Raw genomic sequence first — 24,609 nt, forward strand, 5'->3', positions numbered from 1 at the left:
CCGCATCCGGAGGAAATTCATTTGCAGGTGAGATCGGCCTGGCAAATCTGACCGCTCGGGCAATCCTCGTCGACCGTGCACGACGTGAGCCCGGGGATCTGCACGGCCTCTTCAATCGACGAGGTGACGACGAGGTCGACGCGGCCCTCTTTGATGGTCGCGGAACCCGTCGATTTCCGAGCGACGACGATGGAAGGGTACCCCGCGACCCCAAGGTCGAGGAGTTTTGTGAGGAGCGCGGCCGGAATCTCGAGCGATCCGGTGTCGTCGGCATCGCACTCGATCATACCCTTCGTGCCGCCGTGATGGCTGATGTCGAGTTTTACGTAGATGCGAGAGCTCCCGGTCTTCGTCGGCGGAGCCCAGGCGAGCGAAACCGGTTTGCCGGATTCGAGCGTGAGCGTCTCGCTGGTGAGATCAAGGGGAGCGATGCCGGCGGCTTCGAGCGTGAAGGCGCTGAAGTAGTCGCCAGCCGCCTGGAAGGAGATCACGTCTCCCTCGGCGAACGCGGGGTAGGGGAGTTTTACGCTTGCAGGCGGCTGATAGGCGTTCACCACGGGATCCATGCTGAAGCCATCCTCACCTGATTCGGTGTGCAGGCCCTTGACCGTGACCTTGCCGGCGCCGTGCGCGAGCGGATAATTCTGGCATTGATCGTCCTCCACGCAGGCAGCGCTGCCGCCACAAGGCTGGCTGCAAAAAGGGACGCGCGGGGTAGAAAGCTTGCAAGCGCCTTCCTTCGCGGCTTCCTCCCAGATGATCTGCGAGGGCGTGGGGCCGTCGTAAACCTTGCCGAGCACCGCCGTGCTCCCCGGCGTCGCCGGCGTATTCCCAGACGCAGGAACGGGCGCGACGAGGCGCACCTGGAACGAGCCGACGAGAATGGAAGAGTCGCCAGGCTCGGCATCCGGCGGGCCGCCGCCCGCGCCACCATTGCCGCCAGACCCGGACGCGTTCCCGCCCTCAGAGGTGGAGCAGGCGAGGAGCGGCAAGCAAAACAGTCCGGCGAAAGCAGCGGCAGCGTGCCGCGCGCGGGGATTCTTCCGGACATTTCGAGGCAAGCCAGGCGTAAGCGTCGTCATGTGACGACAGTGCGCCAATCCGGTGAACTTATTGTTGTGTTCTCGTTAGCGATTGTTAACGCTTCTTGGGCCCGCCTTACAACGGCCGCAGGCGCGTGCGCACGAGAAAATTCTGCACCGCCTCGATCGGATCCCCCGTCGCTTTCGCCCATTGCTGCTTATACGCCTCGAGCTCGGGCCGGAACGACTCTTCATAACAAAGCACGAGGACGACATGCCGGAGATCACCCCGTTTGGCGAGCTCGGGCAAGAGCATGAGCTCGAAGTCGAGCTCGCGAAACGAGGCTTCATCGTTCTGGCGAAGCCAGGTGACGAACTCGGTCATCCGCGTAATCGCATCGAGCGCGCACGCATACCGTGACGCGTTCGACGCAGCCCCCCCGAGCCAAGCGGCCGCATGGTGCTTCCACGCCTCGGCCGTGGCAGGGTGCGCCGACGGGTAGACCATGATGGTCTTCGTCTTGAAGTCCGGCAACGCCGCCGGGCGCGGGAAAAAGCGGCGCATCTTGACGCCACTTTGAGCGAGCAGCCGATCGAGCATAAGCCACGCCGACCAGTACCGCGGGTTCGCCGCGATCGCGCCATACAGCGCATGCCACCCGAGCTTATGCTCCTCGCGCATGAAATGCGCGTCGGCAAGGAACTTGAACGCCTGGGGATCGAGCGGATCGAGCTCCGTCGCGCGGCGGAAGCAAAACACAGCCTCGGGAAGGCGCTTCTGGTTGTAGTAGGTGTTGCCGAGGTACTTGTGCGCAGTCGCATCCGTGGGATCAAGCTTCGTCGCCCGCACAAAATAAGGCTCAGCCTCAGCAAACCGGCTCGCCATGAAACACTCGTTGCCGAGGTTCAAGAGCTCGAGCACCTCAGGGCGGTGCGGCCGGTCCACCCTGCAGAGGACCGCGGAGATCTTCCCGATCGTCTCGCGCGCCACAGGCAAGCTCCAGTCGAGCCCAAGCGCCTCGAGCACAACCAACTCGGCCCGCCCAACCATACGCGCGACCCACGTCTCGTCAAAAAACAAAGCCGCCTCGAGCATCCACCGCCCAGCCTCGCCAAGGGTCGCCGCGCAATCCCCATCCGCCTCGATCGCCTGGTCCGCAAGCGCATAAGCCTCACGCGGCCGATTCGCCGCAATCTCACGCGCAGCCTTGTCGAGGCACGCACGCGCCGTCGCATTGGGGGCTCTGCCTTGGCTCGTCATGGCGCAGCATTCTACACGTACGCGCCCTGAGCATGCGTCTCTTCTTGGGGCCGTCGCGCCGGGGCTCTGCCCCGGGCCCCGCGGGGGCTATCCGCCCCTCGACCCGGACCAGGGCAAGCCCTGGACCTTTGGTGGAAGAACTGCGCTCCGCGCAGTTCTTCCAACGGGCCGGTAAGACAGCCTTGCCCGTCGAAACGGCAGCGCGGCTGTCTTGGCTGGCGGGGTCTGACCTGTTCGATGAACTGCGCATCGCGCAGTTCATCGACCCCGGGTCCAGCCCCTGGCTGGTCCGGGTCCAGGGGCGGACAGCCCCTGGTGGGGCCTGGGGCAACGCCCCAGCGCGGCGCCCCAGTTTGCACTCCTTCTTGCGTTTTCCGGCTCACTGCCTGTAACGTCCGTTGGCATGAGATATCTGTCCTTGGCGGCTCTCAAGGTTGCGCTGGCGGACCTGTTCAGTGAGCGTCATGCGGCGCTGGTCCTGTCTGGTGCGGGCAAGACGTACGAGTCGATTCTCCTTGCGAAGAAGCAGCAGATCGACGCGCTCCCGGGGGCGCTCACGGGGGGCAAGCCGCTCGCCGAGTCGATGGCGGAGGCCGACGACGTGCACGATGGGTTCGGCTCGGCGATCTGGCACATGACGGAGGCGTATGAACGGTGCCCCAAGGTGCCGGCGCATGTGCGGGCGGCGGTCGGGCGGGTGCGGGCGGCGTTCATTCCGCAGCTCGACGACTTGCAGGCGACCTACGTGCAAGAGGTCCACGCGGCGATCGAGCATCGGAAGAAGATCGATGACTTGAAGGCCGATTTGCAGCTCATTCCCATCGCGGAGGGGCTCACGCTCCTCGATTGGGCCGAGGGGTACGTGGGCGCGGCCGAGCAGATCGGCGCGCTTCTGAGCCAGCGGGCGGATGCTGACACGGGAACGCGCCGCGATGCGGGTCGGATTCGCACGTCGACGCTGGCGGTCCTGGGCCGCTTCCGCGGGGCGCTCGGCGACGAGATCGCCGTGAACGCGGCCCTGCCGAGGGACCTCGACGCGCGGGTGTTCGGTTTGTTCGACCAGCTCGCCCAGATGCGCGCGGACGCGATCGCGAGCAAGGCAGCCCCCGCGCCCAAGGGTTCCGAGGCGGGCACGGACTGACGATCACCCCCCGGGTCCGCTCGATCGCGCTTCGGAGGGAAGACGATCACCTCGAAGGACGAGCGAGCGGGCATCGGGGGGCATCGGGACTACCCCGGCGTGCGATCGATCGCGCGTCGGGGTAGTCGCCTTCATGGTGCATGTGCGACGGATCGCACGTCGGGGGGAACGAGGTCACGCCGGTGTGCGAGCGGTCGGGGGGCCGCGGGATCGGGTTCATGGTGGATGCCCGATCGAGCGTGCTTCAGAGGGATGAGCTTCCTGTCGAGGTGCGATCGAGCGGGGGGCGGGGTGGTCAAGTTGCCTTGCTTGGGGCCGCCGCGCCGGGGCGCTGCCCCGGGCCCCGCGGGGGCTGTTCGCCCCTCGACCCGAACCAGGGCAAGCCCTGGACGCGGGGTGGAAGAACTGCGCGTTGCGCAGTTCTTCCATAAAGCCGGGGGGCGTGATAGACGCCCACGGTGTCAACGAGCTGACGGGTATCTCGTACAATCGAACGGAAATTTGGGTGATATAATGAAACGTACCATCTCGACGCGGTGGAGCGGGATTCTGGGGCCGCTGTTCCTCTTGCTCGCGTGTGCGGGGCCGCTCGGCTGCGAGGCGCTGATCGCTGCTGCGACGTCCGATGGAGGCGCGGCGACAGAGGAAGGCAAGGCTTGGCTCGCGGACTTTGCGAAGAAATACAATGCCACCGTCGAGGCATCGAAGACGGACTTTGCCTCGATGGAGGCTTACTTCAATGCCATCGTCCAGGCGCAGGCTTGCTCTGATGCCACCCACGGGACCTTCGAGGACGCGTGGACCGTCGAGACTGTCGAGGGTCCCATGAAGGTCGAGGATGCCGAGCGGAAATGCGGGCAGATGCGGGACGCCATCCGTAAGAAGGGCTCGACCGAGGAGGCGTGTGGGTATGCCTCGCTCTACGTGAGGGCCGGCGAGCAGCGCCCGGGGACGGAGTGGACCACGACTGTCATGCCCCTCCGGAACCTCGGCAGCATGTCCGCGCAGCGATTGGACGGCGCCCGCCAGATCGTCCCCTGTGACCGCATGCCTGCCAAGGGTAACAAGCCCGCTCCCATCTGGAAAAAGGAGCACGTGAAGGGGGCCGAGGAGATCTGCGAGAGCGGCTCGATCATCGTGTACGATTCGACCGACTGGGAGATCGAGAACGCCTCGGAGGGCGACGAAAAGTATCTCGTTCGTCACCTCGACGGCGTCTGTTGGTATCCGAAAGCGCCGGTCGGCGGTGCGTTCGACGTACCCCCGCCCTGCGACGACGACGGTACCCCGCCGAACAATGAGACGTTCAGTTGTCTCACGAAGGCGGGGAAACTCGTCTTGAAGTGATCACTTCTTCGTGAAGTCGCAGCTTCCGCCGGTGCAGCCCTCCGGCACCGTGATCTTGGGCTGACCCGCCCAGACCGATTTTAGATACGTCGTGATCTGCTGGCGCGCCGCGTCCCCGGCGGGGCCGCCCTCCGCGGCGAATCCGTGGATGCCGTACGCATCCATGTCCGTCGTGCGGAATTGCGTCAGCCCGCTCTTGCCGACGATCTCGGCGGCCGTCTCGACGCCCAGGATCGGGCTCAAGACCTCGCCCACCTGGCCCGCGCCGACCGCGACCGAAAGCAATGCCGTGCCCTCGTTCGGGAGGATGGGGTCGCCCATGCTCTCCTGGATCAGATAGGCCGTGGGCTCGTCCGGCGATCGATCCGCCCAGATCGAGCCGTCGACGTCGTCCCAGTTCGATTGGCTCAGCGCGAGCGCATGTCCGACGTCGAGGTTGCCGCCATAACTCGGGCGGAGGAGGCCGCGGACCGTGGAGTAGACGTTCGAGCCGGGAATGAAATGGGTCCAGCCGGCGCCGGGGACGTTGAGGACGCCGTAATGCATGTCGGGGTCCACGGAGGCATACACGAGGCCGAGCGTGCCGCCGAGGGAGCCGCCTGCCCAGACCGGGATGCTGCCGTCGGGCTCGCGGCCGATGAGCGGATTCGCGCCGCCGTCGAAGGTGGGGCCCGAGAGCAGCTCGCGGAGCGTCGTGTTCATCGCCGCCTGCACGCCCGCGCCGTCGGCGATCGCTTGCATGAGCCGCGCCGTGGAGCGGTGCGTGGCCTCGGCCATGCGCTTCATGTTGACGAACGTCTCGATGACGTCGTCGCCCGTCCAGCCGTCGAAACGAATGCCGACCTTGCCGATGCCATTCTGGCCGAGCTCCTGGTCGAAGGAGCTGTCGTCGACATCGCCGCCCATGCCGTGGCCGTACATGACGAATCGGTAATTGCCGCTGCCGGCCGGGACCATGACGCGGAAAGGCGCCTCGTGCGTGCCTTTGGCGACGACATCGCCGGCCGCGTCGACCGAAAGGTCGAGGTCGTCTTCGAGGAACGACGGGAGCCCGACGAGGCGGCCCATCACGACGGCCGCGACGGACGGGTTCGGGTCCCAGGCGACGGAGTCGACTTCGACGGTGACGGTGCCCTGGGCGACGGCGTCGATCGCGGCCTTGCGCATGGCCGTGAGCCGCTTCGTGGGGTCGTCGCCGGAGCGGGTCGTGAAATCGAAGACGCGCACGACGCGGGCCGGATCGATGCCCGCCTCCGCGAGGAGTTTTCGGGTCGGGGCGTGGTAGCCGCGCAGATCGGCTTCGGCTTGCGAGGCCGGGGTCGCGAGGCCGAGCGCGACGCGGGTTTGGTGGGTCGGCTCGATGGCGGCGCCGTCTTCCATTTTGAGGTCGTCGAGCACGACGGCCACGTAATCGGCGCCGGGTTCGAGCGGGCGCATGGGATAGCCGAGGACGAGCGTTTCGGTGGCCGGATCCTCGCCCGGAATCGTGGAGAGGCGCACGGGGACGGATTCGCCGCGGCGCGCATGGTCGTGCTGCGCGAGGAGCAGGCGCACCGGGCCCTCGGTGAAGGAGGCCGCCGCGGGGACGGCGACGGGGCCGGCGAAGCCAATGGCGAGCGGCGATACGCGGGAAAAACCGTCGGCGAGGGCGAGGGAGCGGGGATCGTCCTCGACCGGGAGGCTCGTGGCCTCGACGTGGAGGCGGACGCCAGTGGCGGTGGCCGGGTCCGCGGCGAGGAAGGCGCTGGAGGGCCAAGGCAAGAGGCACCGGAGGTCGTCCGGGTCGCCACAGGGGGCCGTGAGGGGCGCGCGTGCGCCCTCGGCGCGATCGGGCGCGGTGAAGACGGGCGCGTCTTCGCCGCCGCAACCGGCGAGGAGGAGGGCGTGGGCGAAGGTGTAGGCAAGGAGGGGGCGCGGCACACGGGCGCCCAGGTATTTCAAGGACATGGCCCGGCCACCTTAACGGAGCGGCCAGGCTCGTGACAACGATCTCAGAGGGTGTTCCGCAGCGTAGCGCCGGGGTTTCACCCCGGACCCCGACCAGGGGTTGTCCACCCCTGGACCCGGACCAGCGCAAGCGCTGGACCCGGGGTCGATGAACTGCGCGATGCGCAGTTCATCGAACAGGTCGAGGCAAGACCGGCGGCGACCCTGCCAAGCGAGACGGCTTCGACCGGCAACGCGGTGCCTGGTCTTGCCACCGGCCTGTGGGAAGAACTGCGCATCGCGCAGTTCTTCCCAAATGGTCCAGGGCTTGCCCTGGTCCGGGTCGAGGGGCGGATAGCCCCCGCGGGGCCCGGGGCGGCGCCCCGGCGCGGCGGCCCCAAGAAGAGACCAATGCGTCAGGTACCGGCGCGCCAGAGCGCGTAGATGGCGCCCCAGGACATGGCGAGCAGAACGACGAAGACGAGGTAGGAGAGGCGCTCGATCGTGCGGACCGACTTGCGGCTCGCAGCGAGGCCCCAGCCCATCGCGAAGGTGCCGATGCCATTCGCAAGGTGATACGCGACGCCGAGGGTGCCGAGGATGTAGACCACGAGCGTCGGCATGTGGTGGTGCATCTCGTGCGCGATGTCCGAGAAGGCCTCGGCATGGCCGAGCAGGAGCCGCGGGCGGAGCATCGCGAGCCAGATGTGCGCGCCGAGGAAGAAGAGCACGCCGATGGCGCTCGCGCGCTGGAGGATGTAGCGGAGGTTGGCGAAGTAGCCATACCGCTCGTTGTTCGGGCGCATGCTCTTGAGCCGGCCAAGGCCCCAGATCGTGTGGATCACGAGGGGCAGGAGGACGACGAGGAGCGTGATCCCATGCGCGACGGGGTGCGCGTGCTGGGTGACGGACGTTTGCCACGCCTCGGCGCCCTGGAAGGCCGCGAGGTTGTCCCATACGTGGTTCACGGTCCAAACGCCGAGCGGCGCCAAGGCGAGGAGCGATCCGAGGCGCGAGGCGACGAACGTCCTACGCGCGCCGCGAGAAGCATCGAGGGTCTCGGCCGACATGCGGTCGCCTTAGTAGCTTTGGGCAGGAATGACAAGAGGAGGTCTCATCCAGGAGGCGCTTCGCTGGGGCGTTGCCCCAGACCCCACCAGGGGCTATCCGCCCCTGGACCCGGACCAGCGCAAGCGCTGGACTCGGGGTCGATGAACTGCGCGATGCGCAGTTCATCGAACGAGCCGGGGTTCAAGACCGGCGGCGCCCTGCCTGCCGAGACAGCGGCGCTGACGTTTCAGCCGGCAAGGCGGTCCAACGGGCCCGTTGGAAGAACTGCGCACCGCGCAGTTCTTCCACCCTCGGTCCAGGCCGTGCCTGGTCCGGGTCGAGGGGCGGATAGCCCCCGCGGGGTCCGGGGCGGCGCCCCGGCGCGGCGGCTCAGCCCCGCTCCCTCCGGGGGAGGCGTGAGGGTGCGTCGAACTGCGCTGCGCCGACCTTCCGGCGGGCCTCGTCGTCCGCGCCGCCCTGCCCGAGGCCTGCGACGTCGGCCGGGACGACGGCGGCCGAGCCGAAGCGGTCGGCGATGCGGTCGAGGACCTGGTTGAGGCGTTTCGAGCGCTGCGCGCCCTGGTCGAAGAGCGCGAGCTGGCCCCCGCCGCGGCTGAGCTCGTGGGCTGCGACGCCTGTGAGGCGGACGCGGCGCGACATGGGCAGGCCGTCGAGGAGCGCGAGGGCTGCGCGGTGGAGGATCTGGCCGTCGTCGGTGGGCTCGTCGAGCGTGGTCCGGCGCGTGACGAGGGTGTGGTCCGAGAGCTTGATCTTGAGGACCACTACCCGCGCGACGAGCCCCGCGCGGCGCAAGCGACGGCCGACACGCAAGGCCTGCGCGTGGATGTGCGGGGTGAGGGCTGCGATGCCCTGGAGATCCTCCTCGAAGGTGTCCTCGGCTCCGAGGGATTTTTGTTCGCGGTCTGGGACGACGGGGCGATCGTCGCCGTGGCCGGTCGCGAGGGCATGAATGTGCGGGCCGAGCTTGCCGAGCAGGACTCCGAGCGAGACGGGGTCCCGCGCTGCGACGTCCCCGATGGTGTGCAAGCCCTGCGCGCGCAGGATCTCCTCGGTCTTCGGCCCGACGCCCCAAAGGCGCGAGACGGGCAGAGGCGCAAGGAATCGCGTGGTGTCCTCGTGCGCGACGATCCGCTGACCGTTCGGCTTGGCGAGGTCGGAGGCGATCTTGGCGACGAGCTTCGAGGAGGCGACGCCGGCCGAGGCCGGGAGGGAAAGCTCGTCCGCGATGCGCGCGCGAATGTGCGTGGCGATGGCCTCGCCGGTGCCGAAGAGCGCGCGGGAGGCGGTGACGTCGAGGAAGGCCTCGTCGAGCGAGAGGGGCTCGACGAGGGGGGTGACGGATTCGAAGATGGCGTGGATCTGCTCGCTCGCCTCGACGTACGCGGAGAAGCGCGGGGGGACCACGATCGCGGAGGGGGCGAGGACGAGCGCGCGGGCCATGGGCATGGCGCTGCGGACGCCGAAGCGACGGACCTCGTAGGAGGCGGCGCAGACGACGCCGCGGCGCGGATGTCCGCCGACGATGACGGGGCGGCCACGCAGGCGTGGGTCGTCCCGCTGCTCGACGGAGGCGTAGAACGCATCCATGTCGACGTGCAGGACGACCCGGCTCATGGGCCCACGGTATGACATGGCCGGAGCCGCCGCGAGAATGTTCGTGTCCGAAAAACATGGCCGGGCACGCCCGCGCGTAGGGGCGGGCCCCGGTGTTGCTTCTTCGCCAACGGGAGGCTTGAATCGTGACGACGGGCGAGGTCGACATCGGGGCCGAGGCGCTCGACATGGGGGCCTCCGCGCTCGAGGAGTGCGCGCGGGAAGCCATCCACGTTCCGGGCGCCGTGCAGCCGCACGGCGCGCTTCTCGCGGTGCGCGAGGACGATTTGCGGGTGGTGCAGGCGAGCGAGAACACCCGCGCCCTCGTCGGCGTGGACGCGCGCGCGCTCCTCGGTCAGCCCCTCCGGGCGTTCCTCGATCCGGGGTCGTGGGATCTCTTCGAGCGCGCCCTTCGGCAATCCTCGCTCCGCAAGGAGAGCCCGCTCTTTTTGCGCTTCGCGGGGCTCGCGTTCACCGTGATGCTCCACCGCTCCGAGGGGCTCGTCGTGCTCGAGCTCGAGACGGCGGGTCCGCCCGAGGAGAGCCGGACCTCGGGCACACTGCAGTTCGTCCTCGCGCGTCTGTCCGGGGCGCGGACGGTCCTCGACTTGCTGCGGAGCATGGCCACCGAGATCAAGACGCTCACGGGCTACGACCGGGTGATGATCTACCGGTTCCACGACGACCTGCACGGCGAGGTGATCGCGGAGGCGCGCGAGCCGGAGCTCGAGCCGTACCTCGGCTTGCATTATCCGGCCTCGGACATTCCCGCCCAGGCGCGGCGTCTGTACGCGAAAAACCTGGTGCGGTGCATCCGGGACGTGGAGGCGGCTTCTTCGCCCCTCGTGCCGCCGGAGAACCCGCGGACGGGCCGCCCGCTCGACTTGAGCGACGCGTGGCTGCGCAGCGTGTCGCCCGTGCATGTGCAGTACCTCCGCAACATGGGGGTCACCGCGTCCATGTCGATCTCGCTCCTCCGCGGGGGAGAGCTGTTCGGGCTCGTCGCGTGTCATCACCGCGCGCCCCGGCTGCTCGTGCCGGCCCAGCGCGGCATGTGCGAGGTGCTCGGGCGCGTGGTGTCGTTCCAGATCGAGGTGCTCGATCAAAAAGAAGCGGCAGAACAGAAGCTCCGCGCGAGCACGCTCGCGCACCACTACGTCGAGCAGGTCACGGCGCGGCTCGGGACGTCGAGCCGGGTGGCGCCGGGGAAGGGCGAGGCCGAGAAGGGCATGCTCGGGCAGGTGGGGGCGCTGCTTGGGTTCGTCGAGGCGACGGGCGTGGCCGTGGTGGACGAGTCGCAGGTGGCGACGGCCGGCGTGACGCCCGCGGCGGAGGACGTGCGGAGGATCGCGACATGGCTGCGGGAGGTGATGAAGGAGCCGATCTTCGCGACGGACTCGCTCGGGGCGCAGCTGCCGCTCGCGCGGGGGCTCGCGGCGGTGGCGAGCGGGCTGCTCGTGACGTCGTTCAGCTCGGAGGGGCGGACGATGTCCTTGTGGTTCCGGCCGGAGATCGAACGAACGGTCTCGTGGGGCGGGGATCCGCGCAAGGTGGCGTCGCGGGATCCGCGCACGATGCGGATCGAGCCGCGCCGCTCGTTCGAGGTCTGGCGGCAGACGGTGCGGGGGTGCGCGGACCCCTGGAAGCCGTGGGAGATCGAGGCCGCGAGCGCGCTGCGCGCGGCCGTCGTGGGCATCGTGCTCGGGCAGGCGGCGGACCTCGCGCGGCTCGCCGCGGACCTGCGGGCGGCCCTGCGCGCGCGGGACGATTTCCTCTCGGTCGCGTCACACGAGCTGCGCACGCCGATCGCGACGCTGCGGTTGACGCTGGAGGCGCTGCAGCGGGCCACGACGCGGAGCGGGGAGGGCGGGCTCAGCCGGACGGATGCGATGCCGCGGATCGAGATGGCCATGCGGCAGGTGGAGCGGTGTGTCGCGCTCGTGGATCAGCTCCTCGACGTCTCGCAGCTCTCGTCGGGCAAGCTCTCGCTTTCGTTCGCGGAGACGGATCTCGGGGAGCTCGTGCGTCGGGTGGCGGAGCGGCTTGCGATTCAGGCGGCGGCGGCCGGGAGCATGATCGAGGTGCGGGCGGAAGTGGGGGTCGTGGGGCAATGGGACGAGGGACGGCTCGATCAGGTCGTGACGAACCTGCTGACGAACGCGATCAAGTACGGCGCGGGGCGGCCGGTGACGGTGGAGGTGGCGGCGCGCCAGGGCCAGGCCGAGCTCGTGGTGAAGGATCGGGGCATCGGCATTCCGGCGGATGCGCAGGCGCGGATCTTCGAGCGGTTCGAGCGAGCGGTGCCGGCGAGCCATTACGGCGGCTTCGGGCTCGGGCTGTGGATCGTGCGGCAGTTCGTGGAACAGATGGGGGGCCACGTGAGGGTGGCCTCGATCGAGGGGCAAGGCGCGACGTTCACGGTGTGCCTGCCACTCGTCCGCAGCGCGGCGCCCGCGGTGGAGGGCCAGGACGTTGGCGGGAGCTAGCCGCTGCGTGCTGGTGGTGGACGACGACGAGGATCTTCGCCGAACGGTCACGATGGTCCTCGCGGAAGAGGGGTATCGTGTTCTCGAGGCGGCCAACGGCGCGGAGGCGCTGTCGCGGCTGCACGATGGACCGCTGCCGGACTTGATTCTGCTCGACCTGATGATGCCGGTGATGAACGGGGAGCAATTTCGACGGGCGCAGCGGGCCGATCCGGAGATCGCGGAGGTGCCGGTCGTGGTGATGACGGCGGCGGGATCACGGGCGGTCGAGCCGATGGCATCGCTCGGACTGACGCGTGTCTTGCACAAGCCGGTGGGGCTCGAACCGCTGCTTTCGGCGGTGGACGAGGTCGCGTCAGGGAACGAACGAAACGGGCGCGCGAAGTAGCGCGGGCTTCCGCGCGGGCTCGTAGGCGACGACGATCGGGCCCTTGGGGCGGAGGGTGATCATCGGCGCGAACGCGGGCGGGCGCCGTTCGAGAAGGCGAACGCGGACGCGGCGGAGGATCGTGGCGAGGACGATGGTGGCTTCGAGGAGGGAAAACTGGTTGCCGATGCAGATGCGCGGCCCGCCGCCGAAGGGATAGTAGGCGAAGCGGGGCAAGGCGCGTTCGAGGCCGCCGAGCCAGCGATCGGGGAGGAAGCGCTCGGGCTCGGGGAAATAACGGGCGTCGCGGTGGTTCACCCACTGGCTGATCCAGAGCTGGGTCCCCTTGGGGATGCGGTAGCCGCCGAGCGAGGTCTCTTCGATGGCCTCGCGGCCGATGGCCCACGCGGGCGGATACAGGCGCAAGGTTTCGAGGATCGTGGCGCGCGTGAATGGCAAGCGCGCGAGGTTTTCCGTGCTGGGAAGCGCGTCGCCGAGGTTCGCGTCGATCTCGGCGCGGAGGCGGGCTTCCACGTCGGGATGTTGCGAGAGCAGGACGAACGCGTAGGAGAGGGCGAGGGCCGTGGTCTCGTGGCCCGCGAGGAAGAGGGTCATGAGCTCGTCGCGCATCTCGCGATCGGAGAGGCCGCGGCCCGCGTCGTCCTCGGCAGCGAGGAGCATGGAGAGCAGATCGGAGCCGCCGCCGCCGCGCGCCCGCCGGGCACGGACGACGCCGAGCAGGACGTCGTCGAGGGTGGCAATGGCCTCGCGGGTGCGGCGATTGTCGGGCAGCGGGAGGTGCTCGAGCCAGGGGAAGAGGGTGATCAAGCCGTCGCCGAATCGATCGACGACGACGTCGAGGGCGCGGGCGACGTCGGCGGCGCGCGGGCCGACGTCGCTGGCGAAGAGGGCCTTGCCGACGATTTCGAGGGTGAGTCGCATCATGTCGGCGTGGAGGTCGCGGACCTCGCCGGGCTCCCGCGCGAGGGCGAAGCGCTCGGCAGCGAGGGCCATGTCGTTGCCATAGGCGGCAATGCGCTCGCGGTGGAATGCGGGGGCGAGGAGGCGGCGGTGGCGGAGCCATATGTCGCCTTCGCTCGTGAGGAGGCCATCGCCAAGGACCCGGCCGAGGCCGCGGGTCATGCGGTCTTTCCAGAAGCGGCGATGCTCGGTGACGAGGACGCGCTCGATGTCGTCGGGTTCGCGGACGAGGAAGGCCTCGATGGGGCCGAGGCGCATGCCGACGATGGGCCCGCGCGCGGCGAGGGACATCAGGAAGGAGAGGGGATCGGCGCGGTAAGCGATGGTGTGGCCGGCGAGGGGGAGGGCGCCGGGGGCGATGGGCGGGAGAGGAGCGGCGGACGACATGGCGTCATCGTAGCCGGAAGCGGAGGCGGAGGCGCAAACGTAAACGCAAACGCGAGTGATTGGAACTGAGCATTGGTCTCTTCTTGGGCTGGGGCCGCCGCGCCGGGGCGCCGCCCCGGACCCCGCGGGGGCTATCCGCCCCTCGACCCGGACCAGGCACGGCCTGGACCGAGGGTGGAAGAACTGCGCTTCGCGCAGTTCTTCCAACGGGCCCGTTGGGGGACAGCGTTGCCAGTCGCGGCGGTCTTGGTTGGCAGGGTCGCCTTGGTCTTGACTCGGCCTGTTCGATGAACTGCGCATCGCGCAGTTCATCGACCAAAGGTCCAGCGCTTGCGCTGGTCCGGGTCCAGGGGCGGATAGCCCCGGTGGGGCCTGGGGCAACGCCCCAGCGCAGCGGCTCTCAGATGAGACCAATGCTCAGCTGATTGGAAGGAGGGGGACGCGCCGAAGCGCCAACGACGGCCTCCTCTTCCGCGGCGACCGAGGGGCCTCGAAAGCTTACTGACGGCCCCTTCCTGTTCTATGGACAGCGGTGAGGAGGAGGAGAGCCATGAAGAAACTCGCGTGTATGGTCGGGCTCACGGTGGTGTTCGCGGCGTCGAGCCTCCACGCGGACGTCAGCGTCACCGGTAGAAGGGCGAGGAACCTGTGGAACGCGCTGCCTGGGCCGGTGACTGGGCCGTATTGCACGGGCCTTTGCATGCCAGGTGAAGTCTGCGATGCGTCATGCCACTCCTACAAATCGGGAAACGGCTGGGAATGCACATACGTCGAATACCTGGGCTCCGGTCGGAAAGAGTACACGTGCACGAAGCCCAGATAGATACGATTGCACCAAGTCCACGTGCGCGAGGTTCTCCCTCGGGTAGGCAACCGGAACGCCGCGACGTTCTGCTACCGGCTCCACACCATCGGGAACAAGTCGATGTCGTTCCCGACCATCCCGAAATTGTAGGTCATTTTGTCGTACAATTGGTAGTGCTTTCTTCGGACACCCGGGCGGGACGAGGGAGCGAACGAGATGTACATGCCCGTGTCACTGCCGCACGAATGGCTCGACGTGCAAGTGTACTTGTGGGTCTCGTTGGGTTCGAGCGAGAAGTTGGAAGAGGAGCTCGTCCCGCACGCGAGGGAGAAGTTCCGGCGGTCCTCCGTTGCATTGTGGATTTCCACCGTCTGGACGCACTGGGCCGAGGCATCTTTTGAAACCGCGAGGAAAGCCACGAACCCCAGCGCAACGAACCGTGTTCTTTTCAGCATCGCGTCCTCCTTGCTTTCAACGGTGCACGATCGGCCCTACGAGCTTCGAGGCCAGGCTCGTGCGAGCCGGCCCCCGCTCTGCCGATCGCACCCACGGATGACATGGGACACTCGCCGGCGTGTGTCCACGACCGACGCGCGAATGCCGGCGGCGATGGCCGATCCTTCGCCCCGCGATGGCGGCTCCTCGGCCACCCTTGGAAGAACGATCTCCGGAAGGCGGCGGCCTACGTGTTCGGCCTCTCCGGGCTCGCCTTCCATGCTTGTGCCGGCGTCTCGCGGCTGCTACGCAGGCGGAAGAATGCCCGAAATCGAGGCACGATTCGCCGCGAGCCAACCGATCGGCGGGATCGCGCGAATCAGCGCCGTGATCGATCGGATCCGGCCGGCGGTGATCGTCCTCGGGCTCCTGGCCCTCGGCGTGGCGTTCGGCGTCGCGGCGTGGGCGATCCAGAAGGATTACTTGCTGCGCGTGGCCGGGCTCTGGAATGGCGTGACGGGCCCAGCGCGCGGGATTTCCGCGCATGCCTCAAACAAGGCGATGGCCGAGCTCGCGGTCCAAGTCATGCAGTGGACGACCGGGGTCGTCGGTCTGGCCCTGCTCGTCCCGCGCCGGAAGGAAGGCGCGTTCTTCCGCTTTACGGCGTGGCTTTCGCTCCTCTTCGCCGTGGTCTTTTTTGCGGCCTCTCTGCTCGGTCTCGTCGGGATCGGCCTCCACCATGCTGCGGTCTTGTTCGATCCGACGTGCACCCTCGACGGCCCTTGCGACCACGCGCGCAAGGCCATCCCGCCCGACGATTGGCGCCTGAGCTACCTCGGCGGATTGGCGGTGGCGGCGACGCTCATCGCCGCGATCTTCGCGGCGTGCCTCGGCGTTCGCTGGGTGTTCTGGGGGATCACGAGGCTCCTGCGCGGGGCGCGGTCGACCCCGACGGGGGTGTAGCGGGCTGCGTCTACAAGCACGAGCAGAGCGGATCACCCGGCTCGCAGTCGCAGGGCCCTCTCGACGGTATCTGAGCCCCACCGCATCCAGTTGGCTTGCCGGACGCCTTCAGTTCTCGGAGCTGCTCCTCCAGGGCTGCCCGCAGCTCATCGTCCTTCGCCTTCTCCGCTTCTTCGGCGGCGCGCGTCGCCGCTTCGAGCGTGTGTTCCTTTCGGGCGACGAGCGACGCGCCGTCGAGATGTCGCAGGACCTCGGAGGGCGGCTTGAAGAAGAGGACGTAGACGACGATCGCGGCAATCGGGACGCAGACCGCGCAGAGGTCGAGGACGAGCCCTTGCCCGTGCTTCGCCGGTCTGCCGTTCTCCGATTCCGTCGCCGCCTCCCAGCTCATCGCGCCTCCACGTCCCGGCAAGGAAGTCCGGAGGGCCCATTCTGCACGAGGAACGACTCCCGTTGCAAGTCGCCGATCCACCGGCGCGCCGAGGCATCCCTCGGCGGGCGAGGCTCCCTCAGAGGGTGTTCCACAGGCGTCGTCGGCCCCGTCCACAGGCGTCGTCGGCCCCAGAACCTCACCCCCCGACCCCCTCTCCGCGCGGCGGCTGAGCATTGGTCTCATCAGGGAGGCGCTGTGCTGGGGCGACGCCCCAGCGCAGCGGCGTCGACACGATACAGCTTGGGAAGGTCCCGGGACCTGCGGGAACGGTTTCAAGCTCCGACCCGGGAGGTCGAGGGACCTGCGGGAACGGAGCGCAACATCGATCCGGGAGGTCCCGGGACCTGCGCGAACGGAGCGCAACATCGATCCGGGAGGTCCCGGGACCTGCGCGAACGGGTTCCCACACCGATCCGGAGGTCCCGCGACTTGCGGGAACGGGGTCGAAGACCGATGACGGAGGCCGAGGGACCTGCTCGCGCGGCGGAGAGGGGGTGAAAGGCGCTGCGATGAACTGCGCGTCGCGCAGTTCATCGACCCCGGGTCCAGCGCTTGCACGGGTCCTGGTCCAGGGGCGGATAGCCCCGGTGGGGCCTGGGGCAACGCCCCAGCGCAGCGCCTCCCAAGATGAGACCAATGCTCAGCCACGCTCGAACCGCTCGCCATGCGCGCTTGACAGGAGCGCGGTGAATTCCGTTACAATATCCGTCGTGGATTCCACCCTCTTCGTCGCGATCGCCGCGCTGTTGTTGCTGCTTCCGTTCCTGGTCGCGTATCGATTCAAGCGTCCGAACCGCCTGCCTGCGAACTTCGACCCAGCCTCACTGCGCCTCGGCCCCGTCCGACACGAGAAGCTGTCCGACGACCAGATGGAGCGCATCAAGAAGCTGCAAGAGACCTTCCGCGAGGTGGACCCGATGCCGCTCGAGAAGTGGATCGACGACTTCAAGCGCGACGCGGACCCGGACCGCGAAATTCGCGTCTACGAGGGCATGGCGGAGGCGTACACCGCCTATTGCTCGAATCGGAACCTCACGCCCGAGGCCAAGAAGGATGCATTTTGCGTGGTGCTCATGCGTTCGGGCGTGCCGGACGACGAAGTCCTCTCGCAGGTGAAGCTCCAGGTGCTCTCCCTCGAAGACGTAAAGGAGATCCTGAAGCTCTACAAGCGTCCGTCCGCGCCCATCACCGTGACGACCACGCCGAGCGGTCGGTGACGCCCGACCGTCATGTCACCCCCCTTCGCGATGCGCTCGAAACCAGCTAGGCTCGATGACGCGCCATGATGCCGCGTCCCGCCCCCAACGCCCCCGCCAGGAGAACGCTCGCCGCGGCCGCCGCGCTCGTCCTCGGCCTGCTCGGCGCCCCCGCGGCCGCGGACGAACCCGCTCCCGCATCCGCATCCGATCCCGTCGCCATTCCCGCGCCCGCGCCCGCGCCCATTCCCGACCCGGAGTATCCGCCTCCCGTCGTCGTCGAGGAGCCTCCGCCTCCGTCGCCCCAGTCCGTTCCGTACCGCCCTGTCAACGTCGGGTTCTTGTATCCGATGAGCACCAACCTCGGGGCGCCGGACGTCTTCACGCACCTCGACATCGCGCTCATGCTCGGCCGGATCGGTTATCTCGGCGGCTTGCAGATCGGGCCCGTCGGCTGGGTCGGATACGATATGCGGGGCGCGCAGATCGGGCTCGCGCACGTCGTCGAGGGCCGCGCCGAGGGGCTCCAGATCGATGGCATCTTCTCCATTGCGCGTGGCGATTTCGCGGGCGCGCAGGTCGCGGGGCTCATGGGGTGGACGAGCGGGCGGATGACCGGCGTCGCGCTCGCAGGAATGGCGAGTTACGTGTACGCCGACGTCGACGGCGTCCTCGCCGGCGGGCTCGTCTCGGTCGCGCGCGGAAAGGTCCGCGGGCTGCAAATCGCGGGCGGGACGAACATCGGGCGGGTCGACGGCCTGCAGCTCGGAATCGTGAACGTCTCGGCCGAGGTGCGCGGCGTGCAGATCGGGCTCATCAACGTGGCGCGGCGGATCAAGGGCGTGCAGGTGGGGGTCCTCAACGTCACCGACAAACTCGAAGGCGAGTCGCTCGGCCTCGTGCCGATCCCGCGGCGCGGCGGGGTGCACCCCGTGATCTGGGGGTCGAATTCGATCTTCGCGAACATCGGGGTCAAATTCGCGAGCGCTTACGCATACTCGATCCTCGGGATCGGCCTCCACAATCGACCGCTGCCGGAGGGAAAACGGCAAGCGGCGTTCACAGCGGGGCTCACGCTGGGCGCGCGCGTGCCGATTGCGGAAGGATTCGCGCTGGCCGGGGATCTCGGCGGCAACCGGCTTTTCGCGGAGGGCGTGCCGCTCACGACGCACGACGAGCTGTACAAAGCGCGCGTGCTCTTTTCGTTCGAGATTGCCAAACGGCTCGTGCCGTTCGTCGGGGGCGGGGTGGCGATGGCGGTGCAGGGATCGGAGACGCTCCGGTTCTCGATCCTGCCGGAGGGAACGGCCGGAATCGAGCTTTAACCGGCGGCCGCGGTGGCCGTCTCGCCCGGTGAGGGCAGGTTTTCTCCGGCCTGCGCGAGGTCGTGGGCGTCGAGCGCCCTCGCCGCGACGAAGAGCAGCGCCGCGTGCGCGAGCGAGACGCACGCATACACGAGGATCGGCACGATATCGCGCTTCGGGCCACACACGACGAGGAGCGTCGCGACCAGAAGGACGTTGTGAATCACCGACCAGCGACCGACCCAGCGGGCCCGCGCGGCCGCGTTCGGGCCGCGGCGGAGCAAGAGGAGGCCGAGCCCGAGCAGCGAGCCCGCCACGAAGAGGCCACTCGGCGCCGAGAGCGTGAGGATGAGGACCACGGGCTCCATGGCCTCGACGGGCCTGCCGAGCATCTCCAGGCTGATGACGAGCCCGACGAGCGCCGCGAGCGCCCCCGGAATGACCATCTGTCCGAGCAGAAAACTCGTGATCGCGGCCGCCTTCACCGAGCGCGGCGCCTTGCCGGCGACCCAGACCGGCACCTCGGCGGCGCGGTACGCGCTTCCGCCGCGCTTCTCGTAACGCGAAAGGACAAGCCCCCACACGTCGCGCCCCCAGACACGCCCCACCATGTACAGCAGCGACGGGAGCAGCAGGAATCCCACAACCAGAATGACGATCTCCATCGTGACCTCGGCCTCGAACGATGGACGCCCGAGGAACGCCGAACGTTCCGTGGCCTCCGAGGAGTTAGGGTGCAGGGTTCGAGGAGACAAGGTGGCAAGCCGGTCACTCCCCTTGCCACTTCCTCCGCACCATTACGACGCTCCGACCGGACATTTTCAAGCACCGGTCACAAAAATTACCATATCGACGTGTCTTTCCGATCCTGGTAGACCTTCGCGCTGTCCGGGATGGTCACGAATCGGAACAAGGAGTCGTCGCCCATGAAGAAGCTTGGCCTCGTGTACGGATTGCTCGCTCTCTCTGCTGCGCTCGCGACCGGCTGCGTCGCCGAAAACGGCGAGCCGGTGGACCTCGAGAACGTCGGAATGGGGATCACCTGGGAGGAGTTCCAAGCGAACGCCTATCAGGAGCCGGACACGGGCGTTTACATCGTCGACGGTGATACGCCGATGTTCAGCGAAGCCGAGCTCGAAGCGTTTTACCTCGAGCACGTGCAACAGGGCGCGCTCGCGGTCATGACCTCGGGTGGCAGCGACGTGAAGTGGGATTCGGCGACGGCGCTGAACATCACGTATTGCATCAGCACGGGCTTCGGCAGCCGCTACAGCGCCGTCGTGAATGCGATGAACACGGCCACGAGCGCCTGGGAAGGCGCCGCGAACGTGAATTTCGTTCACAAGAGCGATCAGGACGCGAACTGCTCGGCGCAAAACAAGAACGTGATCTTCGATGTTCGTCCGGTGAACGTGGGCGGGCAATACCTCGCGCGCGCGTTCTTCCCGAACACGAGCCGCAACGGCCGCAACGTGCTCATCGACAACACGGCCTTCACGTCGCAAGGCATCTCGCTCGACGGCGTGCTGCGCCACGAGCTCGGCCACGCGCTCGGCTTCCGGCACGAGCACACGCGCCCCGAGGCCGGCGTCTGCTTCGAGGACAACAACTGGCGCGGCCTCACGCCCTACGACTCGGGCTCCGTCATGCACTACCCGCAGTGCAATGGGACGAACTCGTGGGCGCTCACCCTGACGAGCCAGGACAAGGCAGGCGCGGCCGCGCTCTACGGCGCCCCGGGCAGCGGCGGCACCGGTGGCAGCGGCGGCGGCGGCAAGGGCAACAAGTGATCGGCTGAGAGATCGAGGGAAACGGGAAGGGGTCCTGGCACGCGCCGGGACCCCTTTTTCATTTCAGGGTTTGCCCCAGGCCGCGTCCTTCCGGTAGGTCGCGATGGACTCGGCAATCACCTCGAGCCCGCGCTTGCGATCGTAGAGGTCGTCGACCTCGCTGATCTTGCCCTCGAGGATCTTGTAGTCCTGAAAGAACCGCCGGATCTCGGCGAGGACGTGCGGCGGGAGCTCCGTCGCCTCCTCGTAATGGGCATACGCAGGATCGTCGACGGCCACGGCGACGATCTTGTCGTCGACGCCCTTGTCGTCCCGCATGCGAAACCCGCCGACCGGCCGGGCACGCACGATCGTCAGGGGATGCACGGGCTCCTGCATCAAGACGAGGATGTCGAGCGGATCGCCGTCGCCGGCGTGTGTCTGCGGGATGAACCCGTAATTCGCAGGGTAGTGGACCGACGAGTAGAGGACGCGGTCGAGCATGAGCAGGCCCGTGCGCTTGTCGAGCTCGTACTTGAGCTTGGATCCACGCGGGATCTCGATGACCGCAGGGACGAACTCGGCGATGGCGGAAGGGACGACGTGAATATCGTGAAGAGGGTGCATGATCCTGGGGGGTTGGGGGCGTAGCTCGGCTCGTCCGAGCGTGGCCCCGAGCGGAAAACGGAGGGGTTCGCCGGAGCGAACCCCCCGGGAGGAGGAACTCAGGGCAAGAGCTTCGCGAGGAACATGTCGATTCCACCGGCGGAGGTGAAGGGGCCGCCGCCGAAATCGATGACGCTTTCGAAGCTGCCCGTCACCCAGATGTTCGTCAGCGGGTCGACCGCGACGGCCTCGCCCGCCTGGCTCGTCAGCATGCCGCTGCCGTACCGCTTGAGCCAAAGCGACCCGCCGTTCGGATTGAGCTTGCCCACGAAGGCGTCGCGCCCGCCCGCGCTCGGGACCACGCCGCCGCCGAGGTCGATCTGGCCGAAGAACTCGCCCGTGATCACGATGTTGCCGAAGATGTCGATCGCGAGGCCCTTGCCGCGCTGTGCGCCCGTGCTGCCGAACCTCTTGCTCCAGGCGTGGTTGCCCGCAGAATCGAACTTGGCCAAGAACCCGTCGACGTTGCCCGTGCCGTCCGCGCTCGTGAGCGTGGTGTTGCCGCCGTCGAACGAAACCGAACCGGCAAGCTCGCCCGTGACGACCACGTCGCCATCGGTGGGATCGACGGCCACGGCGAGCCCGCGCTGTTCCGAGGCGTCGCCGAAGCCCTTGCTCCACAGGTGTCCGCCGGCCTGGTCGTACTGAGCCACCACGATGTCGTAGTCGCCCGCGCTCGTGAGCGGCGCTGCGCCGCCGAAGTTGGCGCTCTCCTGGAAGGCGCCGACGAGCGTCACCTGACCCACGGGGGTCACCGCGATCTCATAGCCGTACTGCGTGCCCGTGCCGCCGAAGCCCTTGCCCCAGACCGGGTTGCCGGTGCTCGAGTACTTGAGGAGCAACACGTCGAAGCCCCCCTGGTTGGCGATGACCCCGACGAAGGGGAGGTCGCCCGAGAAGTGGCCGGTCACGTAGACCGAGCCCTGGGCGTCGACCCCAACGTCCGTGCCCTGCTGGGTCACGGTGTTACCGAGAGTCTTCGTCCAGACGTGGCCGCCGGTCGTGTCGAGCTTGGCGACGTAGAGATCGTCGCCGCCCGCGCTCGTGACGTTAGCTCCGCCGAAGCTGATCGCGCCCTGGAAGGCGCCCGTGACGTACACGTTGCCCGCACCGTCGACGGCGATGCCGTTGCCGATCTGGGTCGAGGCGTTGCCGTACTTCTTCGCCCAGAGGACGGTGCCCGTGGGATCGTACTTCGCGACGAGGACGTCCGTGCTGCCTGCGCTCGTGAGCGCGCCGATGGCGCCGCCGAAGTCGATCGTGCCCTCGAGGTTGCCGATCACGTAGACGTTGCCCTGGGCGTCGACCGCGACGTCCGTGCCGATCTGGTTCGAGGCGTCGCCGAGCCCCTTGCTCGCGATGTGGTTGCCCGTGCAAGCGAGCGCCGCGCCGCTGCAGTCCTCATCCGCCGGCGAGGCGCAGTTGTCGACCGAGGGGAGGACCTCGCCCATGCAGGCGCCGTAGGCCGTGCCGTCGGGGAGGCAGGTGTGGGTGCCGGCCTTGCACACGCCGACGCCGGCCGTGTTGTTCGGCCCGGTGTAACAGGTCTCGGTCGTGTTCGGCGTGCAAGCGCAGCCGATGCCGTCGTCGACCGTGCCGTCGCAGTCGTCGTCGAGCATGTTGCAGACCTCGGCCGAGGGCATGACCTGGCCCTGGCACGCGCCGTAGGACTGGCCGTCGGGCGCGCAGGTGGCCTTGCCCATCACGCAGACGCCCACGCCGGCCGTGCCCTGCGGGCCGTCGTAGCAGTCCATCATCTCGCCCGGCTGGCAGACGCAGCTCGGGTTGTCGTCGACCGCGCCGTTGCAGTCGTCGTCGGCGCCGTTGCAGGTCTCGACGGCCGCGGGCAGGACCTCGTCGACGCACGCGCCCCACGCGCCGTTCGGCTCGCACGTCTGCACGCCGGCCTTGCAGGCGCCGACGCCCTCGGTGCCGTCGGGCCCAAAGTAACAGGTCTGCGTCGTGCCGATGGTGCAGCCAGCCATGCCGCCTTGGCCACCCTGGCCGCCGCCCTGGCCGCCCTGGCCGCCCTGGCCGCCCTGGCCGCCTTGGCCACCCTGGCCGCCGCCGCCCTGGCCGCCCTCGCCACCGGTACCTCCGGTGCCGCCGGCGCCGCCCTGGGCGCCGCCCGTGGTGTTCGGGGTGGGTTCGCCGCAGCCGGCGACGGCGCTGAGCAGGGCGAGCGTGATCGTGGAGAAAGAAAGAGAAAGGAGTCGCGATCGGCGAAGCATGGTGGTGGAGCCTCCGGCGTGGACCGAGGGGAATGATCCCGAGTTTCCGTCACATTACCGAATGCAAGGCCATCCACAATACCCCGGCCGCTTCCCGCCGGTTCTGGCTGGATTCACGACGGAAATCGTGCCCGGAGCGCTCCTTGACGCCCGGAAGGGGGTCTGGTCTCCTACGTTCCAGCATCGGCGCTCGCGAAGACGCCGAATTTCGTGGAGTTTTGCCCATGCGAAGAGCTTCCTTGCGTCCTTCCTGGTTCGCCCTGATCGCCGTCTCGGCGCTGGTGTACGGTTGCGCGGCCGAGACAAGCGGCACGTTCGGCGCCGGCGGCGAAGGAGGCGTCGCGGGGCAGGGCGGATCGGCCGGGTCGGGGGGGCAGGGAGGATCGGCCGGGCAGGGCGGTGGGGACGGCGTGGGCGGGTTCGAATTCCCGACCGACGGCGGCACACCCGACCCCGAGCTGCCGGGCGAGGTGTTCGGGCACAGCCCCGATCGGCTCTACAAACTCGAGCCCTACACGAAGCAGGTCTCGATCGTGGACTACTTCGAGGGCTGCGGGGAGGTCATCGACATCGCGATCGACAAGGACTCGAAGATCATCGGGACGAGCTTCTCCGGGCTCTACTGGATCGACAAGACGACCGCGAAGTGCACGGAGATCGCAAGCGGCAGCTACCCGAACTCGCTCTCGTTCGTGCCCGCCGGGACCCTCGATCCGAACCACGAGGTGCTCGTCGGCTACCAGGGCTCGACCTACGTCCGGATCGACACGACGAACGGGCAGATGACGACGGTCGGCTCGATCGGGGGCGGGTACACGTCGAGCGGCGACATCGTATCGGTGAAGGGCGGCGGGACGTACCTCACGGTGAAGGGCAACAGCTGCAACGACTGCCTGGTCGAGGTGAACCCGAAGACGGGAGCGCTGATCAAGAACTGGGGCTCCGTGCCGTACGAGGACGTCTTCGGAATCGCGTTCTGGGCCGGCAGCGTCTACGGCTTCAGCGACTCGGGGCAGCTCTTCGAAGTGACATTCGACCCAAGCGGAAACGGGATCACGACGAAGGAGATCCCGATCCCGGGCGGCTCCGCGAGCCTCGTGTTCTGGGGCGCCGGCTCGACGACGTTCGCGCCAGTCGAGCCGCCGCCGAAGTAGGATCTGATCGACAGCGTAGCGCCGGGGTTTCACCCCGGGCCCGAGCAGGGGCTGTCCGCCCCTGCACCCGG

The 24,609-nt window shown here is 68.2% G+C and carries 20 protein-coding genes; 9 read left to right on the plus strand and 11 right to left on the minus strand.

Going from position 1 to position 24,609, the window contains the following annotated elements:
* Positions 1-17 precede the first annotated feature (17 nt).
* The gene (locus KEG38_RS41000; protein ID WP_272425958.1) at positions 18-992 is read right to left on the minus strand and encodes a hypothetical protein; all 975 of its coding nucleotides are present in this window, start codon (positions 990-992) and stop codon (positions 18-20) included.
* A 166-nt stretch (positions 993-1,158) separates the two neighbouring features.
* Positions 1,159-2,283, minus strand: coding sequence for a tetratricopeptide repeat protein (locus tag KEG38_RS41005; protein WP_272425960.1), 1,125 nt, complete (start codon positions 2,281-2,283; stop codon positions 1,159-1,161).
* A 403-nt stretch (positions 2,284-2,686) separates the two neighbouring features.
* Here KEG38_RS41005 and KEG38_RS41010 point away from each other — a divergent pair, with 403 nt between their 5' ends.
* Together KEG38_RS41010 and KEG38_RS41015 are read left to right on the plus strand one after the other, a co-directional pair.
* The gene (locus KEG38_RS41010) at positions 2,687-3,424 is read left to right on the plus strand and encodes a hypothetical protein (protein WP_272425962.1); all 738 of its coding nucleotides are present in this window, start codon (positions 2,687-2,689) and stop codon (positions 3,422-3,424) included.
* A 513-nt stretch (positions 3,425-3,937) separates the two neighbouring features.
* On the plus strand, positions 3,938-4,771 hold the full coding sequence (locus KEG38_RS41015) for a hypothetical protein (protein WP_272425964.1): 834 nt from the start codon (positions 3,938-3,940) through the stop codon (positions 4,769-4,771).
* Here KEG38_RS41015 and KEG38_RS41020 read toward each other — a convergent pair whose 3' ends face one another.
* The 3 genes from KEG38_RS41020 to KEG38_RS41030 all read right to left on the minus strand — a co-directional run bounded on the left by KEG38_RS41020 (position 4,772) and on the right by KEG38_RS41030 (position 9,382).
* A complete protein-coding gene (locus KEG38_RS41020; protein WP_272425965.1) occupies positions 4,772-6,718 on the minus strand; it encodes a hypothetical protein in 1,947 nt (648 codons plus the stop codon).
* Between the two features lie 395 nt (positions 6,719-7,113).
* Positions 7,114-7,767 carry a succinate dehydrogenase/fumarate reductase transmembrane subunit gene (locus tag KEG38_RS41025; RefSeq protein ID WP_272425966.1) on the minus strand — a complete coding sequence of 218 codons (654 nt, stop codon included), beginning with the start codon at positions 7,765-7,767 and terminating at the stop codon, positions 7,114-7,116.
* 370 nt (positions 7,768-8,137) lie between these two features.
* Positions 8,138-9,382: a DNA polymerase IV gene (locus tag KEG38_RS41030; protein WP_272425968.1), complete on the minus strand. Its 1,245-nt coding sequence runs from the start codon at positions 9,380-9,382 to the stop codon at positions 8,138-8,140.
* 125 nt (positions 9,383-9,507) lie between these two features.
* On the opposite strand from KEG38_RS41030, the gene KEG38_RS41035 reads away from it, so the two are divergent.
* Complete coding sequence (locus KEG38_RS41035; RefSeq protein ID WP_272425970.1) at positions 9,508-11,847, plus strand: ATP-binding protein; 2,340 nt, start codon at positions 9,508-9,510, stop codon at positions 11,845-11,847.
* Positions 11,848-11,854: 7 nt separating this feature from the next.
* Complete coding sequence (locus tag KEG38_RS41040) at positions 11,855-12,235, plus strand: response regulator (RefSeq protein ID WP_272425971.1); 381 nt, start codon at positions 11,855-11,857, stop codon at positions 12,233-12,235.
* Here the strand turns inward: KEG38_RS41040 and KEG38_RS41045 are convergent.
* Together KEG38_RS41045 and KEG38_RS41050 are read right to left on the minus strand one after the other, a co-directional pair.
* Positions 12,203-13,582 carry a cytochrome P450 gene (locus KEG38_RS41045; protein WP_272425973.1) on the minus strand — a complete coding sequence of 460 codons (1,380 nt, stop codon included), beginning with the start codon at positions 13,580-13,582 and terminating at the stop codon, positions 12,203-12,205. The two genes, KEG38_RS41040 and KEG38_RS41045, sit on opposite strands and share 33 nt — an antisense overlap.
* An 894-nt stretch (positions 13,583-14,476) precedes the next feature.
* On the minus strand, positions 14,477-14,842 hold the full coding sequence (locus KEG38_RS41050) for a hypothetical protein (RefSeq protein ID WP_272425976.1): 366 nt from the start codon (positions 14,840-14,842) through the stop codon (positions 14,477-14,479).
* A 301-nt stretch (positions 14,843-15,143) separates the two neighbouring features.
* On the opposite strand from KEG38_RS41050, the gene KEG38_RS41055 reads away from it, so the two are divergent.
* The gene (locus KEG38_RS41055; RefSeq protein WP_272425978.1) at positions 15,144-15,785 is read left to right on the plus strand and encodes a hypothetical protein; all 642 of its coding nucleotides are present in this window, start codon (positions 15,144-15,146) and stop codon (positions 15,783-15,785) included.
* 10 nt (positions 15,786-15,795) lie between these two features.
* Here KEG38_RS41055 and KEG38_RS41060 read toward each other — a convergent pair whose 3' ends face one another.
* Positions 15,796-16,176 carry a hypothetical protein gene (locus KEG38_RS41060; protein ID WP_272425981.1) on the minus strand — a complete coding sequence of 127 codons (381 nt, stop codon included), beginning with the start codon at positions 16,174-16,176 and terminating at the stop codon, positions 15,796-15,798.
* Between the two features lie 752 nt (positions 16,177-16,928).
* On the opposite strand from KEG38_RS41060, the gene KEG38_RS41065 reads away from it, so the two are divergent.
* On the plus strand, positions 16,929-17,435 hold the full coding sequence (locus KEG38_RS41065) for a hypothetical protein (protein WP_272425982.1): 507 nt from the start codon (positions 16,929-16,931) through the stop codon (positions 17,433-17,435).
* 65 nt (positions 17,436-17,500) lie between these two features.
* The gene (locus KEG38_RS41070) at positions 17,501-18,739 is read left to right on the plus strand and encodes an LA_2272 family surface repeat-containing protein (protein ID WP_272425983.1); all 1,239 of its coding nucleotides are present in this window, start codon (positions 17,501-17,503) and stop codon (positions 18,737-18,739) included.
* Here the strand turns inward: KEG38_RS41070 and KEG38_RS41075 are convergent.
* Entirely contained in the window at positions 18,736-19,383 is a 648-nt protein-coding gene (locus KEG38_RS41075) for a hypothetical protein (protein WP_272425985.1), read from the minus strand. The genes KEG38_RS41070 and KEG38_RS41075 overlap by 4 nt on opposite strands.
* Before the next feature lie 261 nt (positions 19,384-19,644).
* Here KEG38_RS41075 and KEG38_RS41080 point away from each other — a divergent pair, with 261 nt between their 5' ends.
* A complete protein-coding gene (locus KEG38_RS41080) occupies positions 19,645-20,508 on the plus strand; it encodes a M57 family metalloprotease (RefSeq protein ID WP_272425986.1) in 864 nt (287 codons plus the stop codon).
* A gap of 63 nt (positions 20,509-20,571) precedes the next feature.
* On the opposite strand, the gene KEG38_RS41085 is transcribed toward KEG38_RS41080, so the two are convergent.
* Positions 20,572-21,114 carry an inorganic diphosphatase gene (locus KEG38_RS41085; protein ID WP_272425988.1) on the minus strand — a complete coding sequence of 181 codons (543 nt, stop codon included), beginning with the start codon at positions 21,112-21,114 and terminating at the stop codon, positions 20,572-20,574.
* Between the two features lie 98 nt (positions 21,115-21,212).
* Positions 21,213-23,384 carry an SBBP repeat-containing protein gene (locus KEG38_RS41090; protein ID WP_272425989.1) on the minus strand — a complete coding sequence of 724 codons (2,172 nt, stop codon included), beginning with the start codon at positions 23,382-23,384 and terminating at the stop codon, positions 21,213-21,215.
* A 224-nt stretch (positions 23,385-23,608) separates the two neighbouring features.
* Between KEG38_RS41090 and KEG38_RS41095 the strand changes: the two genes are divergently transcribed.
* Entirely contained in the window at positions 23,609-24,538 is a 930-nt protein-coding gene (locus KEG38_RS41095; RefSeq protein ID WP_272425991.1) for a hypothetical protein, read from the plus strand.
* The last annotated feature ends 71 nt before the right edge of the window (positions 24,539-24,609 follow it).

Origin of the sequence: Polyangium jinanense, assembly GCF_028435265.1 — a bacterium.
GTDB classification, from domain to species: domain Bacteria; phylum Myxococcota_A; class Polyangia; order Polyangiales; family Polyangiaceae; genus Polyangium; species Polyangium jinanense.

Bases quoted from the DNA above. Each gene is read 5' to 3' on its own strand.
- KEG38_RS41090 (WP_272425989.1), bottom strand. From the start codon at position 23,384: ATGCTTCGCCGATCGCGACTCCTTTCTCTTTCTTTCTCCACGATCACG.
- KEG38_RS41075 (WP_272425985.1), bottom strand. From the start codon at position 19,383: ATGGAGATCGTCATTCTGGTTGTGGGATTCCTGCTGCTCCCGTCGCTG.
- KEG38_RS41020 (WP_272425965.1), bottom strand. From the start codon at position 6,718: ATGTCCTTGAAATACCTGGGCGCCCGTGTGCCGCGCCCCCTCCTTGCC.
- KEG38_RS41015 (WP_272425964.1), top strand. From the start codon at position 3,938: ATGAAACGTACCATCTCGACGCGGTGGAGCGGGATTCTGGGGCCGCTG.
- KEG38_RS41080 (WP_272425986.1), top strand. From the start codon at position 19,645: ATGAAGAAGCTTGGCCTCGTGTACGGATTGCTCGCTCTCTCTGCTGCG.
- KEG38_RS41010 (WP_272425962.1), top strand. From the start codon at position 2,687: ATGAGATATCTGTCCTTGGCGGCTCTCAAGGTTGCGCTGGCGGACCTG.
- KEG38_RS41070 (WP_272425983.1), top strand. From the start codon at position 17,501: ATGATGCCGCGTCCCGCCCCCAACGCCCCCGCCAGGAGAACGCTCGCC.
- KEG38_RS41095 (WP_272425991.1), top strand. From the start codon at position 23,609: ATGCGAAGAGCTTCCTTGCGTCCTTCCTGGTTCGCCCTGATCGCCGTC.
- KEG38_RS41030 (WP_272425968.1), bottom strand. From the start codon at position 9,382: ATGAGCCGGGTCGTCCTGCACGTCGACATGGATGCGTTCTACGCCTCC.
- KEG38_RS41055 (WP_272425978.1), top strand. From the start codon at position 15,144: ATGCCCGAAATCGAGGCACGATTCGCCGCGAGCCAACCGATCGGCGGG.
- KEG38_RS41025 (WP_272425966.1), bottom strand. From the start codon at position 7,767: ATGTCGGCCGAGACCCTCGATGCTTCTCGCGGCGCGCGTAGGACGTTC.
- KEG38_RS41005 (WP_272425960.1), bottom strand. From the start codon at position 2,283: ATGACGAGCCAAGGCAGAGCCCCCAATGCGACGGCGCGTGCGTGCCTC.
- KEG38_RS41060 (WP_272425981.1), bottom strand. From the start codon at position 16,176: ATGAGCTGGGAGGCGGCGACGGAATCGGAGAACGGCAGACCGGCGAAG.
- KEG38_RS41045 (WP_272425973.1), bottom strand. From the start codon at position 13,582: ATGTCGTCCGCCGCTCCTCTCCCGCCCATCGCCCCCGGCGCCCTCCCC.
- KEG38_RS41050 (WP_272425976.1), bottom strand. From the start codon at position 14,842: ATGCTGAAAAGAACACGGTTCGTTGCGCTGGGGTTCGTGGCTTTCCTC.
- KEG38_RS41085 (WP_272425988.1), bottom strand. From the start codon at position 21,114: ATGCACCCTCTTCACGATATTCACGTCGTCCCTTCCGCCATCGCCGAG.